17 protein-coding genes are annotated in these 16,135 nt (G+C 40.2%); 7 read left to right on the plus strand and 10 right to left on the minus strand.

Annotated elements, in window-relative coordinates:
• The first annotated feature begins 84 nt into the window (after nucleotides 1–84).
• Nucleotides 85–726, plus strand: a complete 642-nt coding sequence (locus V7K53_RS04060; RefSeq protein ID WP_335196360.1) for a DUF4232 domain-containing protein — start codon at nucleotides 85–87, stop codon at nucleotides 724–726.
• Nucleotides 727–827: 101 nt separating this feature from the next.
• Nucleotides 828–1,622, plus strand: coding sequence for a GH25 family lysozyme (locus V7K53_RS04065; RefSeq protein ID WP_335196361.1), 795 nt, complete (start codon nucleotides 828–830; stop codon nucleotides 1,620–1,622).
• A 110-nt stretch (nucleotides 1,623–1,732) separates the two neighbouring features.
• On the opposite strand, the gene V7K53_RS04070 is transcribed toward V7K53_RS04065, so the two are convergent.
• From V7K53_RS04070 to V7K53_RS04090, 5 genes are all read right to left on the minus strand, one after another.
• Nucleotides 1,733–2,170 carry an NUDIX hydrolase gene (locus tag V7K53_RS04070; RefSeq protein ID WP_335196362.1) on the minus strand — a complete coding sequence of 146 codons (438 nt, stop codon included), beginning with the start codon at nucleotides 2,168–2,170 and terminating at the stop codon, nucleotides 1,733–1,735.
• Between the two features lie 295 nt (nucleotides 2,171–2,465).
• Nucleotides 2,466–4,574: a glycoside hydrolase family 10 protein gene (locus V7K53_RS04075; protein ID WP_335196363.1), complete on the minus strand. Its 2,109-nt coding sequence runs from the start codon at nucleotides 4,572–4,574 to the stop codon at nucleotides 2,466–2,468.
• 180 nt (nucleotides 4,575–4,754) lie between these two features.
• The gene (locus V7K53_RS04080; RefSeq protein ID WP_335196364.1) at nucleotides 4,755–5,312 is read right to left on the minus strand and encodes an HdeD family acid-resistance protein; all 558 of its coding nucleotides are present in this window, start codon (nucleotides 5,310–5,312) and stop codon (nucleotides 4,755–4,757) included.
• 187 nt (nucleotides 5,313–5,499) lie between these two features.
• Nucleotides 5,500–6,051, minus strand: a complete 552-nt coding sequence (locus tag V7K53_RS04085) for an alpha/beta hydrolase (RefSeq protein WP_335196365.1) — start codon at nucleotides 6,049–6,051, stop codon at nucleotides 5,500–5,502.
• 60 nt (nucleotides 6,052–6,111) lie between these two features.
• Entirely contained in the window at nucleotides 6,112–6,327 is a 216-nt protein-coding gene (locus V7K53_RS04090; protein WP_335196366.1) for a bromodomain-containing protein, read from the minus strand.
• Between the two features lie 394 nt (nucleotides 6,328–6,721).
• Here V7K53_RS04090 and V7K53_RS04095 point away from each other — a divergent pair, with 394 nt between their 5' ends.
• Entirely contained in the window at nucleotides 6,722–7,183 is a 462-nt protein-coding gene (locus tag V7K53_RS04095; protein ID WP_335196367.1) for a pyridoxamine 5'-phosphate oxidase family protein, read from the plus strand.
• 454 nt (nucleotides 7,184–7,637) lie between these two features.
• Nucleotides 7,638–8,249 carry a DUF411 domain-containing protein gene (locus tag V7K53_RS04100; RefSeq protein WP_335196368.1) on the plus strand — a complete coding sequence of 204 codons (612 nt, stop codon included), beginning with the start codon at nucleotides 7,638–7,640 and terminating at the stop codon, nucleotides 8,247–8,249.
• Between the two features lie 44 nt (nucleotides 8,250–8,293).
• On the opposite strand, the gene V7K53_RS04105 is transcribed toward V7K53_RS04100, so the two are convergent.
• Nucleotides 8,294–9,238 carry a tetratricopeptide repeat protein gene (locus tag V7K53_RS04105; protein WP_335196369.1) on the minus strand — a complete coding sequence of 315 codons (945 nt, stop codon included), beginning with the start codon at nucleotides 9,236–9,238 and terminating at the stop codon, nucleotides 8,294–8,296.
• A gap of 241 nt (nucleotides 9,239–9,479) precedes the next feature.
• Nucleotides 9,480–9,872, minus strand: coding sequence for a hypothetical protein (locus V7K53_RS04110; RefSeq protein WP_335196370.1), 393 nt, complete (start codon nucleotides 9,870–9,872; stop codon nucleotides 9,480–9,482).
• A gap of 739 nt (nucleotides 9,873–10,611) precedes the next feature.
• On the opposite strand from V7K53_RS04110, the gene V7K53_RS04115 reads away from it, so the two are divergent.
• Nucleotides 10,612–11,028, plus strand: a complete 417-nt coding sequence (locus V7K53_RS04115; protein ID WP_335196371.1) for a KTSC domain-containing protein — start codon at nucleotides 10,612–10,614, stop codon at nucleotides 11,026–11,028.
• Here V7K53_RS04115 and V7K53_RS04120 read toward each other — a convergent pair.
• Nucleotides 11,025–13,133 (minus strand): hybrid sensor histidine kinase/response regulator, encoded by a 2,109-nt coding sequence (locus V7K53_RS04120; protein ID WP_335196372.1) that lies wholly within the window; start codon nucleotides 13,131–13,133, stop codon nucleotides 11,025–11,027. The two genes, V7K53_RS04115 and V7K53_RS04120, sit on opposite strands and share 4 nt — an antisense overlap.
• 441 nt (nucleotides 13,134–13,574) lie before the next feature.
• Between V7K53_RS04120 and V7K53_RS04125 the strand changes: the two genes are divergently transcribed.
• Nucleotides 13,575–14,060 (plus strand): molybdenum cofactor biosynthesis protein MoaE, encoded by a 486-nt coding sequence (locus tag V7K53_RS04125; RefSeq protein ID WP_335196373.1) that lies wholly within the window; start codon nucleotides 13,575–13,577, stop codon nucleotides 14,058–14,060.
• A 199-nt stretch (nucleotides 14,061–14,259) separates the two neighbouring features.
• Here V7K53_RS04125 and V7K53_RS04130 read toward each other — a convergent pair whose 3' ends face one another.
• Both V7K53_RS04130 and V7K53_RS04135 read right to left on the minus strand, forming a co-directional pair.
• Complete coding sequence (locus tag V7K53_RS04130; RefSeq protein WP_335196374.1) at nucleotides 14,260–14,670, minus strand: VOC family protein; 411 nt, start codon at nucleotides 14,668–14,670, stop codon at nucleotides 14,260–14,262.
• A 103-nt stretch (nucleotides 14,671–14,773) separates the two neighbouring features.
• A complete protein-coding gene (locus tag V7K53_RS04135) occupies nucleotides 14,774–15,187 on the minus strand; it encodes a GNAT family acetyltransferase (RefSeq protein ID WP_335196375.1) in 414 nt (137 codons plus the stop codon).
• 149 nt (nucleotides 15,188–15,336) lie between these two features.
• Between V7K53_RS04135 and V7K53_RS04140 the strand changes: the two genes are divergently transcribed.
• Nucleotides 15,337–16,092: a dienelactone hydrolase family protein gene (locus V7K53_RS04140; protein WP_335196376.1), complete on the plus strand. Its 756-nt coding sequence runs from the start codon at nucleotides 15,337–15,339 to the stop codon at nucleotides 16,090–16,092.
• Nucleotides 16,093–16,135: the final 43 nt, after the last annotated feature.

Raw genomic sequence — 16,135 nt, forward strand, 5'->3', positions numbered from 1 at the left:
CAGCAATGCTAACCCTTGTAAATTTGGAAACTTATACTGTATATGAAGCATCAGTGTAAGTAGTTCACTACAAAAAAAGAAGATATGCGAATTCTAATTGTGGAAAGCAGTATGTTGTTGCTCCTAACTGCGATGACAACTGGCTGTGTCGGTTCTTCCTCTGTTACAAAACAGTCACAAGCTTTGCCAGCAAGCACCGAACAGCCGACGAAAGAAGCTGTGTTGAACTCAACACTTACACCGACTGCAAAACCTATAGAGCATTCTACCCCTGAAGCTACTATTGCCACCAATCCGAGGCGCTGTGAAACTAGTCAATTGTCAGTGCGCCGAGTCTCTGAAGATGCTGGCGTTGGGAATGTTGCACTTACCTACGCCTTCACCAATAACGGTTCATTCCCTTGCACCCTCAACGGTTATCCGGGATTGGCACTACTGGATGCAAAAGATCGACCTTTGCAGGGGATTAAAGTTATTCACTCCCAGGATACTTACTTTTCGAGTAAGCAACCTCGTCAACAAGTAACTCTAGCTCCTGGGAAACAAGCCTCATTTCAGATAGCATACAACCACATTAGTTCCCCAGATCAAAACTGTCCAATGTCTAGTAAAATTCAAATCACACCTCCTAATGCTTACGATCGCTTTACCCTTACAGAACAAATCAAGCCTTGTACAGGCAAAGTTAGAGTGACTCCAGTACGAGCCGTTAACACTCAACCCTAGTAAATTTCTGTAATTTACTCAAATACCCAGAAAAAGCATAAATTTAATCAAAGCCTCTGATAAGTTCAAGATTGTACTAATCAAAAAGGTTAAAAAATTCTATGGAAGGAATTGATGTTGCCGATCAAGACGGCAGAGTAGATTGGACAGCAGTAAAAAACTCTGGTAAAACTTTTGCGTTTGTTAAAGCCACAGAAGGAGTAAGCATTAAAGATTCTGCTTTTGCTCATCACTGGCAAACCATGAAAGCTGTTGGTCTGATTCGGGGTGCTTATCATTTTTTTCACCCTCATACATCTGACCCGGTTCAGCAAGCAAAGGAATTCTTAAAAACATTGGGCAAATTAGAACCGGGAGACTTACCACCAGTCATAGATGTAGAGGTAACTGATAAAGTAAATAGCCAAGCAGTAATTAATGCCGCCAAACAGTGGTTAGCAGAGGTGGAAAAAGCCCTTTTACAACAAACAAAAAAACCAATCAAACCGATTATTTATACTTACCCCAATTTCTGGAAAGAAGAACTTGGTAATCCATCTGATTTTGCTAGTTATCCGTTATGGATTGCCCACTACGGAACTAGGAACCCAACTATTCCTGGTGCTTGGCAGGGACAATACTTAATCCATCAATATGAAGGTGATATATCTGGTGTAACTGGTGTTAGTGGTCGAGCCGATTTGAATAGATTTAATGGATTGCAGCTAGGAGATTCTGGACTAAGAGTAAAACAATTACAACAACAATTAAAAGATATTGGATTATATACTGATGCCATTGATGGGCGTTTTTCTGAGTCAGTTAAGAATGCAATTGTTAGTTTTCAAACATCTAAGAAATTGCAGGCTGATGGAATTGTTGGTATAAAAACTTGGGTAGCTTTATTATGGATTTAAGTAAGCAGGCGTGAATAAACAAAGGTTTATAGTAAGGTTTGGAGCTTTGTCTACAAACCTTTTATTAGTTTTGTATTGTATAATATAGTTTAATTTTTTCTGCCCACTACTTAACATCGTAATGAACAAAATTGAGATTCGACCTGGAAAAAACCTTTAAGGATTCGTTTGAGTGAATTAAACTTAACCCGCCTAATAGCTTTATTGACTTCTACCCACTGCCGTTTTCTTTTAGTTGCTTCTGGATAATCTTCACTCAGCATATCGACTGATAGTAAATACATCTTGACGCAGTAAATTTTGCCTTGTTTGCGGTACTTGTAAGTTCCCAGTTCATTTGCATCTACTTGCCCAATTATCCCTGCTTCTTCCCACGCTTCTTTGGCTGCGGAATCAGGTGGACTCATGCCATTAGGAATATCTCCTTTGGGAATGACCCAGTGTTGAAAGTCACGGGTTGTAATTAGCAAGATTTCAACTTTACCATTGTTCACTCTGTAAGGAATTACCCCAGACTGTTTCAACACTTTGCTGGCTTTTCGACTCATGTAATTTACATCCTGTACTAACTAGCTTTTTTGTACAATGCTTACTTCAGAAAGTCTAGAGCTGATACCGGATAAATTTTGGTTAATCTTAAGTTATGAAAAGGTTAAAAAATGATTTTTACTTATAAGAGTTAATTATTCAAAAAATTTCCAGTATAAGTGTTTGAGCGGGTGATGATGGTTTTAATTCCGCAGTTACGCTATTATTATCGGACTGGTTTTATCTTGAAGAGTCAGACTCCTATTCGTCAGTTGTATCCATAAAAGTTGTGGGTAGTCTGGGCAGCACTGTTGTTCAACTAACTGTAATAACTGTTCCCGCACTCTCGTTGGCTAATCTATCCACTGCACACACGGCATAGCTTCCCGCTTGTTGGACGGTAGCGAAGGTTGTGCCAGCAGACAAAATTCGCTGAATTGTCCAAGTATCGCCACTCAGCCGATAAAGTGTCCAGGAACGAACTGGCTGATTATCTCCAGGCTGCCAACTCAGTTTGCGGTTATTGACTTGTAATCCAATGGGTGGAGATGGTGGTGTTGTATCCTGCCAAGGCAAAGTTGGCGGTAGCGCGGGTTTGTTATAAAGCAGACTTTGAAATTTATCAGCAATGCCCTGACTATTTTCTGTCAAAACACTGAGATTAAAGAATATATTCCCCAGTGATAACTGTGTAGCTTGACTACGACTAACTATCACCTGCTTTTCAATCTCATCACTCTCCCGACTCTTGTTGCTTGGTTCTGTCAGATTGTTGCCAGCGTAAACGTGTCTTTGTTTTGTGTTTACTTGTGTCCACCACTTTAGCAACGCTGAATAACTTTGTTGTGGTTGGTCTGTGCGCCAGTAAAGTTGAGGAGCGATATAATCAATCCAGCCTTCTTCTAACCATTTCTTTGAGTCAGCATAGAGTACGTTGTAAGCATCTAACCCAGTAATACCAGCGGGTTGGCCGGGGCGATAAATTCCAAAGGGACTAATACCAAATTTAACGTCGGTTTTGGTTGTTTTAATTCCTTGCCAAAGCCGCTGTACCATTTTGTTAACATTGTCTCGTCGCCAGTCGCCAAGGCTGAGTGTACCACCAGCTGCTTTATATGCAGCGTAGGTTTTATCATCGGGGAAAGACTGTCCCTCAATGGGATATGGATAGAAATAATCATCTAAGTGAATGCCATCAACATCGTAGCGCTTCACTACATCAAGAATTACGTTATACGCCCTGTCCTGAACTATTTTTAGTCCTGGGTCCATCCAGCGTTGTGTTTTCCACAAATAAACGCTTTCTGGATTGGTAGCTGCAATGTGAGGACGGACTGTTTTAGCTGGGTCGGTGGAAGTGCTAGCACGGTAAGGGTTAAACCAAGCATGAAGTTCAATATTGCGCTTATGACATTCTGCGATCGCAAACGCTAAAGGATCGTAAAATGGTTCTGGTGCTTTCCCTTGAGTTCCTGTAATCCAAGCACTCCAAGGCTCTAATTGAGATTCATACAAAGCGTCTCCCTCTGGTCGCACCTGGAAAATCAGAGCATTGAAGTTTAGCGCTTGTAATTTAGTAATAATCTCGGTAAGTTCTGTTTTTTGTTGAGCAACAGTAAGTCCCGGTTTGGAAGGCCAATCACCATTCCACACAGATACTACCCATGCTCCCCGGAATTCCCGACTATGATTTACCCTAACGCTACCTATAGGTGTCGGTGTTGGAGTTGGAATTGGTATTGGAGTTGGTGTCGGTGTTGGAGTTGGTATTGGAGTTGGAGTCGGTGTTGGTGTTGGTGTTGGCGTTAATATTGGCGGCTGTACTAGGTAACTAGAGGCAATTTTTTCTGCCTGACCTAAATACACCAAAGCTTGATAAATAATCACTGCCACATCTGCACGAGTGGCTGCGAGATTAGGATTGAGTAATTTAATATTTGGAAAACTAACCACCAATCCAGCGCTGGTGGCGATAGCTACGTGATTTCTACCATACTCAGGAATCTGAACAGAATCCTGATAAATTTGTGAGAGTTTTGAGAGAAGGTCAGGTTTTATCTTGGTAGCAATTTCTAAGCCTGCTACCAAAGAAACTAAGACTTCTACTCTAGTAATTCGATTAGCAAAACGGAAAGTTTTATCAGGAAACCCGCTAATAAATGCTTTTTCGTAAGCTGTTTTGATGGCTGCTGCTGCCCAATAATTCGTGGGTACATCAACAAAGGGAACATACTGCCGCTTCTTGGAAACTGTCCCAAATGCGTTGGCAATAATTGCGGCAAATTCAGCACGGGTAAGTGAATTATCGGGGCGATAAGTGCCATTAGGCAACCCACTGACAATACCGCGTTGGGCTAAGGCTGTAATAAATGAGCGTGCCCAATGGTTTTGAATATCCGAGAAGGGAGTAGCAATAGATACCATTGTTAATTGCAGCTAGCTGGCCTTGATTTTGATTTCCTTTGTTAATTTAGCAATTTTGTTGGCGTAGGCATAGCTAGCTGTAGGCATCGCTGCTGCGCTGCAATGTCTAGTAAACTTTTTTGGTATTGAGGATTGGGGATTAGGCATTTAGAAAACCTTTCCCTATCGTCTATTCTCTATTTAAGGTAGTTCTCCACTTAAGGTAGAACGCCCATTCAACGCCAGCATCACGCGTGAAATGCCGCTAAAAATAATGCTGACACCAACTAATGTCCCAATTAGCCAAGGCGCATTGAAGGGCCACTGGAACCAAATCATTGCACCTAACACAAGGGTAATAATGCCATTAGCTAATACCCACGTCCAGTTTTCTTGTGGACGCAACTTGAATGCCAGAATTAACTCGAATGTGCCTTCAGTCAACAAAAATGTGCCAAGTAACAGAGTCAGTGTCAAAACACCCGTATAAGGGTAAACAAACAGCATGATGCCGGTGGCAATATAAAGCCCGCTCAAAAGAAGTTTCCAAAGAAAACCTCCTCGTTCACGGGTTTGAGTGGCATAAACTAGTTTTGTAAATCCGGCGAAAATCAAAATCGCTGCAATCCAGGTTTCGGCGAATATGGTAGTGAAGTTAGGCGCTGCGATCGCAATAACCCCTAAAATACTCAAGAGAATACCTGTTATCAGTGACCCATTCACATTTTTGTTAGTATCTCTAGAAACATCGGTTGTCATAAAAATCCTTTTCCTATTCTTAGACTAAACTCTACATTTAGGTTAGGGAATTTTTAATTAACAGAGTATGAACCCTAAGATAGACTCTTCAGTATTAACTTGCTCCTAATAGTGACTAAAATTTCTCACTCTTGAGACACTAAACAAATCATCTCAGTACAAATTTATTGTCTGTAAGTAATCATTATTATAAGAGTTCTGCGAGACTACTAAGGCGTTCATAAACAGAGATGAGACGATCTCCTTCAAGTTCAACAGAAGTATTTGGATAATTCTGAATAGCTCCAAGTAGTGTAACTTCACCATTTTGTTGAATAGATGTACTTAAAGCGCTTCGCAATGCCTGCTGATCTAGTTGTCCTGCTGGTGGGTGAACTACCTCACCAATTTGGTTAACTAAGATTGGCCCAGCCCAACTAGCCAGTAAGCTATTTAAAAATGCAGCATCAGCTTTTATTGGTGCTTTCAGTGCCTTACGAGCTACTGCGGGATCTTGTTGCGCCGCCTGTAAATAAGCTCTTAATGTTGGAGTAGTTTTGCCAGTTTCTGTAAACTGACTTAATTCTTCAACCGATATTTGCCCCTGAAAAGTACCATACTTTAAAACAACTTGCTCGGCAGCATTAGCATTAGTAGTTGAAAATAAAACAATACTGCCTAAGCCTAAAGCTACTATCTGAGTGAGTAACTTAGTAAATTTTTTATTGTTTAATCGACTGAAAAGTTGAGAAATCTGCATTTTGTTAAACTTGATAATGGTATGGAGCAGACATAAGCAAAAAATACCTATGTCTTAGGATTAAACTTTGCCGTTAGGTGAAGCTGCATGAGGTAGTATCGATTCATCTTCATCTAAAGTTGGTGCAGGTACGCCCAAATGCTTCCTTGTAGTTTCTTCAGCAAGCTTTCGGTCTTGTTCGTTCTCGAACTGACTCTCATCTAACAAATGAGGATTTTTTGCTGCTTCATCTCGGCTTGGTCGATAACCATTTTTCCACCTGTACTTCCAGTCCATAATTTAAAAGGCAGATATCCTGCAATTTTATTTCCTAGTTGTTTATAGTAGACGCTGAATAGAAAGCGATACTCCTGCTATGGGTTGAAGAGGCTCATTCAGAGGGTATAAATTTAACATCTTAGAGTAAGAATACTTTGCTGCGTAAATTTTAATACTTTAATACGCAAATAACAAGTCATGAGTGGCGATCGCAAATGTAAAGTCACTCTCAACCAATATCTCTATAGATATAACTAAAAAAGCTATTTTTATTATAATTACACCTTTAGGCTCACGCAATTGAAACTAAAAAGGTTAATACTGACAAATAACTTTGTCAGCATTAAATCTGGTTGTAATCAAAATTACAGCCCAGATAAGAAATAGATAAATAGAGAAAAAAGTACAAACAATGGCAACTTCTACAGACCGCGATCAACAGATTAAAAAACTGCATGAGCTAATCAAAGATATTGATTATGGTATGTTTACCACAGTCGATGATGATGGCAGCTTGCATAGTTACCCAATGTCAAAGAGTGGTGAGATAAATTCTGATAGTATACTCTGGTTTTTTACTTATGCTGGTTCCCATAAGGTGACTGAAATTGAACACCATGAGCAGGTCAATATTAGTTTCTCATCACCCGAACAGCAGCGATACGTTTCTATCTCAGGTACAGCACAACTTGTAAAAGACCGCAACAAGATGCGAGAGCTATGGAAGCCGGAACTTCAAACCTGGTTTCCTAAAGGACTAGACGAACCTGACATTGCTTTACTGAAGGTGAATATTAGCCAGGTTAATTATTGGGATAGTGTATCGAGTTTCAAGCCACAAACAATTAGTTTTTTGACACCATCACGTCTTTAAGTAATAAATAATTCGTAATTCGTAATTAACAATTGAATTACGAATTATTTCAGACTTGTAGACTGATTATTGTAGAGACGGCGATTCATCGCGTCTCTTAACCGAACAGTATTTGAAGTGACTAGCCACCAAAATATCAAATATCAATCATGGGACGATCGCCTCAAGAAAAGCGTAGGCGTAGCCCGTCGTAGACATCGCTCCATTTGTTTTCATGAAAATATGATGACTAATAAGGAATCGCTTTTGCTTTATAGGATATAGTACAGTTTTAGAGATACGAGCAAAAATGAATGTAGATACGTAGCACTGCTATGTTTCTACAAGGGTTATGGGTAACACATATTTAATTTTACTCATATCTCTTTTATGTAAAATCGTAGTCTTTTTAAACTTGCAGAGGCGCAAAGTAAGCGCAGAGTGTTTTGGAAGGAATGTTGTAAGGAAGTATCAGATGTCGCACAAACAATTGATTTATTGCTGGCAAAAATGGTTACTTCCCATCTTGATGCCTGCCACTGTGCAAATAGTGGTTCTAACATTAGGAGTGTTAAGCATCTTGGGAAGCACTGCTCCTATGAGTCATGCTCAAGCTGTTTTTTCAACTTCTGTTTCAGATAATGCTCAACTGATAAGTAGCACTAGGCACATCCAGCAGCAACAGACACCATCAAAATCAACAGTGCTAAATGCCACTGTATATCACAGTCCCGATTGTAACTGTTGTGGCGGGTGGATTGAGCACTTAAAGACACAGGGTTTTAAAATCACAGATTTTTCTACGCCTGACATCGAAACAGTCAAACAAAAGTACAACGTGCCGGATAACTTGTCATCTTGCCATACAGCAATTGTTAATGGATATGTTATCGAAGGACACGTCCCCGCAGGCGACATCAAACGTCTGCTTCAAGAAAAGCCAAATGTTGTTGGTTTATCTGTTCCGCAAATGCCTGTAGGCACTCCTGGGATGGAAATGGGGAATCGAAAAGACCCGTTTTCTGTGCTTTCCTTCGATCGCAAGAACTCAGTTGCAGTATTCAATAAGTATCCTGGTGAGTCCTGAGTGAGTGAATTAAATGGGTCTTTTAACTCAAAACTCAGCACTCTTTATTTAGAACCAGTTTTAATCGACTGCGACAAATGACTTAACCATCTCCTTAACCAGAAAGTAGATGGTGCGCTTGCAATATTTTGAGAAAGAAACTCAATGGCATGGTTACAATCTTGCAGGTTGGCATCGAGTCCCATTGCATGATAAATTTCACGAGCATTGCAAAAGGCATCCATTGCTTCAGATTCTCGATTGATTTTTTCTAAGACCAAACCCAAATTAAACCAGGCGTTTGCTTCCCCGTTTCCGTCATCAAGATCCATTCCGATCTCTAATGAATGCTGATAAAACTCCAACGCCCTTTGGTACTTTCCTAAAGCCTTATAAACACTGCCCAATCCACTCAAAGCCATGCCTTCAGCATTGCGATCGCTAATGAATTTTGCCAGCCCTAACCATTGTTGGTAAAACTCAATTGCTAGTTGGTAAGATCCCAATGATTCATAAGTATTGCCCAAACTTCCCAGGCTTATGCATTCCCCAGTCCAATCGCCTGTTTTCTTGGTAATACTCAACCACTGGTGATAGAATTCAATCGCTTGCTCGTACTTACCCAGGTATTCATAAGTATTACCCAAACTTCCCAAGCAAATGCCTTCCCCAGTGCGATCGCCTATTTTCCTGCTAATACTCAACCACTGGTGATAAAATTCAATCGCTCGCTGGTATTTGCCGAGTGATTGGTAAGCGTTACCCAACCCAGATAAAGATTTGGCTTCTTCTAAGCGATCGCCTATTTCTTTAGCTATATCTAACCACTGCTGATAAAACTCAATTGCTAGGTGGTACTCACCTAGTGACTGGTAGGCATTGCCCAAACTTGCCAAAGAAACGACTTCTGCATTGCGATCGCCTGTTTGTCTGGCTTTTTCTAAGCACTGCTCTTCAAATTCAATGGACTCAATATTATTTAGGCCCCCGGATCTTATTACTTCTGTCATTCTCTATAGAAATTTTTGCTCGATAAGCTGTCGATTATACAATTTTCTATGGCTTTAGCACAGCATAAATATAACTTATGTCAAAATTTAGAAATTATTCTTCAATATCAAGCTTTCTTGTATACTTTTAATACACTGCGATCGCTATGTATGAAAGGCTTTTATTTATCCTTAGTAACAAGGATACAAATATACCATACTGAAAAACTTAGCTTTCTCAAAAGATATAAGAAAAACCAAATTAATCAGCAGCAGCATAATCTGGCAATACGTTGAGTTCTAAATTAACAGCACTTAAATAATTTTGATCGTTTAAAACTTGTGATGGTAATTTATCTGCATTCACAGCAGCTTTAACCAAATCTTTTGCAATAATATTTCTATTCAGAGTTTTAAGTACTAGCGCTTCTCCGCTAGGAATACCATGTTGTTGCAGACCTCCTTGATAAGCAAAAGTAACTAAATTCAAAGGCTGGAGGTAATTCGCAGAAGTCGAGTTAATGGATAAATTGTTAGAGTTAACAGCTATTGTTTCACCGTTATTGGTAGTAGCTGTTTGAGCGCCAGCGATTCCAGGTACAAGAGTGATAGAAGCAAAAATCAGTGCAGAATTTATTAAGTTAGTAAGTTTCATAAGTTATATTTAGGTAAAATGCAATCCGTGTTCCTTAGTAATAGAGTCCTCTTTATTATTAATCTCAACTTCCTTCAGTCAGGTCATCTGATCGGTTGATATATGACTCACCCAAAAGGGTGAGCTAATTGAGCGATACAAATAGCAATGGAAACTCAGTTAAGTCTAGACACAGAAAAGATTGGTTGAAATTTTTAAGAGGATGTCTGAAAAGTTTTTTTCTATACATCTAACCCTTGGAGATCCCCCTAAATCCCCCTTAAAAAGGGGGACTTTAAGACTCTTATTCCCCCTTTTTTAAGGGGAGCCAGCGCGGTCTTCTCTACGAGACGCTGCGCAATGGGGGTTTCCCCCATGAGCGACTGGCGTGGGTTAGGGAGGATCAAGAAATATTTGATACTTCTCAGACATCCTCTAAGTACCTAACTGAGGCGAGTTGAACATTTATTTATGCAATTTTTTAGTTCGCCTGTTGAGTTCCCCTCACAAAGCAGAGATTGCTGCGGCAGGTGACTCAAACACCCCATTTACCCAAACTTAATCATGGGTATTTCCCAGGATGTCAGAGAAAAACACTGCGTGCTGCTTGCTAAAGCGTCTCTACATACCTAAAATTCTCTCTTAGAAGGAAAAACTTGACACTTAAGCGATTATTTAGTATAAATGTACTATTAAAAGCACTTGATATTGCATAAAACTTTACCACTCCCGACTACGCCAATAGGAGAGTACAAAATAAATGAAGCTATCTAAGGTAGACTTGAGCAGTTTAGTAGCGATCGCTCATTCTGATGGATATTTGCAGTTGTTGCTCGATCGAGGCAACGAACTAGAGTTTTTGGAAATTCCGGCACCGATACAAGCTTATGAAGGATTGCAAGAACTCAACGAAGCGATTGCCGAAACGACTGCATTACCCTTTGAAGAAGAACCCATTGTGATGCTACCAGTTGTCTCATCAATGGCTATGGCTGTAGGCTACGATCGCAACGAACAGATTTTGCAAGTTGAGTTTCAGAGTGGAGCGGTTTATCAGTACTTAGGCGTAGACGAGGATACTTGGGAAGATTTACATTCCTCGGACTCAATTGGCAGCTTTTTCAATCAAGAGATTAAAGGTAGATATGACTGCGATCGTCTAGATAGTGCAGATTAATGACTAATAACTGTATGTAGAGTTTTCAATAATTCTTGTGTTGTATAGGGTTTAGGTAAAAAGGCAGTATAGTCAGCCGTTTTATCGATCGGTACTTGCTCGCTTGTTGCCAGTCCACTTACAGCAATAATCGGCAACAGCGGATTTATGCCTTGCAATGTGCGAATGGTAGTTGCTCCATCCATCTTGGACATCATTATATCAACAATTGCGGCACTAATTTTTTCTTGATACTGGGCATAAATTGCTAATGCTTCTATGCCATCACTAGCAGTAATTGCTGTGTAATTATAATTTTCTAGGGATGTTTTAGTAATTTCCCGAATGGCAGTTTCATCATCTACAACCAAAATGCATTCTCCCGATCCCGTTGGTATTTCTCTATCTTGTAATGATTGGCTTGGAACTTGATTAACTGCTGGCAAGTACACCTGAAATTTTGTACCCTTGCCTACACAACTTGATACAGTGATAAAACCACCATGTTCTTTAATAATTGCCATTACTGTTGATAGCCCAAGCCCCGTACCTTTACCCAATTCTTTTGTGGTAAAAAATGGTTCAAATATTCTATCTAATATTTCTTTGCTAATGCCAAATCCTGTATCAGCAACTGTCATGACAATGTAAGCGCCAACTCTAGCGCCTATATGCATACTCGCATAAATTTCATCAATCCAGATATTCTCGGCAGATATTGTTAAAGTTCCGCCTGTAAGCATAGCATCCCGCGCATTGAGACACAAATTAATTAGTACCTGATGCAATTGTGTGCTATCAGCACAAACATGTAACAATTCCTCTTGAATTTCTGTATACACTAAAATTGATTTGGGAAATGTTTGTGAGATAATTTGCCAGATTTCTAAAATCAGGTGTTTTACTTGAAGCACGGTGTGTTGAGGCGTAGCGGATTGTCCTTGGATATCACCTTCGATTCCCCTAGCAAATGACAGCACTTGCTTGACCAAATCAGCACCACGTTTGGCATTGCTTTCTATAATTGATAACATCTGGTTAATCTGTCGATCGTGGCTTTTAGCTTTGAGCAGATGCACTGACATCAAAATTGGTGACAACACGTTATTTAAATCGTGGGCAATACCGCTAGCAAGAGTGCCTATACTTTCCATTCGTTGAACACGTAAAACATGCTTTTCCAGTTGTTTTTTCTGAGTAATATCAGTATCAACGGTAAGAATTGATTGAGCTTGAGAATGCTCATCCTCGATCAGCATCCAGCGAGTTTCAACGATCAGTTGCTTACCATATTTGTTGGTTGTGTGTAATTCACCTTGCCAAAAGCCATTCTTAAAAACAGTTTGATAAATCTCTAAATGTTGTATCAAAGGTTCAGTGGATAAAATTTCATCGAACTGTTTACCTATAGCTTCTTCTGACTTCCAGCCATAAAGCTCTTCAGCATTTCTGTTCCATAATAAAATTTTCTTGGACAAATCTTGCACGACAATTGCATCACTAACAATATCCAGCAATACTGCTTGTTCGTGAATTTGTCGTTCTACTTGTTTGCAAGTGCCCAAAGTAGATTCGCTTTGCTGTAATGCTTCTTGTAACTGCTTGTACTCCCGTTTGATGCTTGCCAGTTCAACTAAGTCCCGTCGTTTCTCTAGTTGTCTAACTACCACGCGGCTAAGAGTTTGCAATGCTTCCACCTGTTGAACACTGATTTGGTGTGGTACGCGATCGACTATACACAGAGTCCCGATCGCTTCTCCTCCAGGTGCTAACAAAGGGACACCAGCATAAAATCTCACAGCAAATTCAACAGAGGTAACTAGGGGATTTGTCGCAAATCGTTCATCAGCCAAGGTGTCGGGAATAATCAAAACTTCGCCACTTTCCATACAAATCGAGCCGAACCCGTTATTTCGTGGCATTTCCGGTACATCCAATCCCACCTTGGCTTTGAACCACTGACGGTTAGCGTCAATTAGATTAATCAAGGCGATCGGTGTGTTACAAATCTGTGTGGCTAAGAACGCTAGATCGTCGAATTCTTCTTCTGGTGGAGTGTCCAGAATCTGGTACTGATACAGAGCCTCAAGCCTCTCTAATTCTTTGTTACACACGAAAGATTTCATTAAATTGTTCCTAACTATTGCTGAATGACGACTTGCCCTCGTATTACTAATAAACGTGGATTTATAGCTCTTTCTATAGGTGGATATTGCCACCAATATTTCAAATGTCTATTACCATCGGATTACTTAAATAAATAAACAAGCAGATAGCTTGATCGCTTTAATTATATTAATATGACATAAAGAGGGTAACAGTTAATTTTCGTGATTTTAAGTAAATTCTAGAATATTTGAGTCATGATAATTTTTTGCTAACAGATAAAATTACTTTGACTATGGGAAAATAATTTTAACCCTTGATTGCTGTCCCGAACGGCAACAAAATTTCTCAACTTCAAAAATCCTTTTTTGCCCAAAAGCATTAACAAGAGCTAGCGAACATAGGCCAGCAACGCTTTGTTCAGAGACAATAGAAAAAACCCACATAATATCAATGCAATTATGACGAGTACACTTGCCTCTGCTGTTAAACCAAGAGCCGAAGATAGTTTTGCCATTACCTTTGCACCATTATCTCTAGAAGAAATCTACACCAAGTCTGACGATCCAGCCAACGGTGCTGTGGTTGTGATGAGTGGTATGGTTCGCAATCAAACCGACGGTAAACCTGTGATTGCTCTAGAGTATCAAGCTTATGAACCGATGGCGTTGCGGATATTTTATCAAATTGCTGCTGATATTCGCTTATCTATGTCTGATGTGAATCGAGTCGCGATTTATCATCGCGTTGGACGTTTGCAAGTTGGGGAAATCAGCGTTTTAGTAGCTGTGGGTTCTCCTCATCGGAGTGAGGCGTTTGAAGCTTGCCAATATGCTATTGATACGCTCAAACACAATGCCCCTATATGGAAGAAAGAACATTGGCAAGATGGTTCTAGCACTTGGGTGAGTATTGGTGCGTGTGAAACGTCAGGAGAAAATTGTTGATTTGAAAAAGAATTCAGAAATCAGAATTGAGGAGTCAGATTGACAAGATTTTGACAAGCATAGGTAAAATTCTATGCTCTTTTTCCAAATGTATTGAACTCATCGACACCACTCGCCAGAACCTTGAAAACCATCATAACTTCTCTACGAGACGCTGCGCGAACGTTGACTGGTGTCGATTGTTTCCATAGTAAGGATTTCAGGCGACAAAATCGATTGTTTGTCGCTGTGCAAAGGTACTCTTAACGAACTCTGCAATCTCTATACGATTCCCACCGGGATCTCGGAGGAAAAACCGCACGCATCCTGGAAGTGGTCGTCGATCGGGAATAATTTCTATCCCATGCTCTTTTAGGTGTTCTTCAAAGGCGTTCAAGTTATCGACTTGCAAACAAAAATGCCGTCTAGATGCTTGGTTATTGGCGTTTTTCTCACTACTTACGTGCAGTTCAATGTCTCCCAACTTGTACCATGCTCCTGAATCATTTTTGATCGCATCAGGTCTGGCAATTTCAGTCAGTCCCAAAACTTTGCTGTAGAAAAATAGCATTGCTTCCTCTACTTCAAAAGGATAGGTTACTTGAATATGATGAATTGCATTAAGCTTCATAAATTTTTCTCCTAATTTGGGTTAAATTTGGTAATGCTACAATCACCTTTTGCCGTAATACTGGCGTATTTCTAAAGTTTTTCTGTTCAAACTCACCAAACATCTATACAACAAGCTTTCCCATACTGATGCGTTCTTCAATGAGATAGCCAAGTTTTCTATAAAACTCAACTACTTCTGCGTTGGAAACACGAACTTGGAGATTGATTTTGAGGCATCCCATCGCTATTAATACCTTCTCTGCGTGCTGCACTAGCTTGCTACCAATACCTTGCCGTTGATACTGAGGACTGACTGCAACTGTGTATAGCCAACCGCGATGCCCATCATATCCTGCCATGATAGTGCCTACAATTACAGAGTTAATCTCAGTAACGAAAAACAACTCAGGCTGTACAGCAAGCTTCTGACTGATTACCAATTTTGGGCTGCTGTGCGACGGATTATTCGGAAACACCTCATCCCACAAAGCACTGACTAATTTAGCATCAGATTCTTGGTATGGTCTTATATTCATCTACATCTCTAAATCAAAGGACTTGCCTTTGCACATTGTTTGTGAAATACTACTCTTAAACTACGGTAAATTGATGTATTTTAAGTAGTATTGCATAAAAATTACGATAAAACATCGTGTCCTGAAAGCTATTACAAGCTAATCCCAAGATGACAAACACAGAAATTCGCACTGCTCAAGTTAAAGTCCCTAACGGAGATTTGCAAATTGATGCTTACTTAGCTGAACCAGCACAAAAGGGAACCTTCCCAGCCGTTATCGTGATTCAGGAAATTTTTGGGGTTAATATTCACATTCGGGAAGTTGCTGAGAAATTTGCCAAAGAGGGGTATGTGGCGATCGCACCGACTTTATTTCAACGCACCGCTCCCGGTTTTGAGGGTGGATACACTCCTGAAGATGTTCAGCAAGGGAGAGGATATAAGGAGCAGACAACAGCCGATGAAATATTGAGTGATATTAAAGCTGCGATCGCTTATTTAAAAACCTTACCAAATGTACAAGGAGATGCGATCGGCTCTATTGGTTTCTGCTTTGGTGGTCACGTCGTTTATCTAGCTGCCACTTTACCAGATATTAAAGTTACAGCTTCCTTCTATGGTGGCGGTATTCCCAACTCAACTCCCGGTGGTGGAGAACCAACCATCACCCGCACTCCAGAGATTAAAGGCCCTATTTACGCCTTCTTTGGTCTTGACGATCGGGGAATCCCCTTAGAACATACAGAACAGATTGAGGCTGAATTGAAGAAAAATCAGATTACTCATGCTATCTTCCGTTATCCCGGTGCAGGGCATGGCTTTTTCTGCAATCATCGCGCCAGCTACAATGCCGAAGCTGCCGCCGATGCTTGGAAAAATGTTCAAGAACTATTCCAAAAGAACCTTCAGCTTCAAAAAGTCTAAATTTTTAGGTTAGCAGCAATACAACACTAGAGGCGCACAAATG

The organism is Nostoc sp. (assembly GCF_036917355.1).
In the GTDB taxonomy this organism is placed as follows: domain Bacteria; phylum Cyanobacteriota; class Cyanobacteriia; order Cyanobacteriales; family Nostocaceae; genus Nostoc.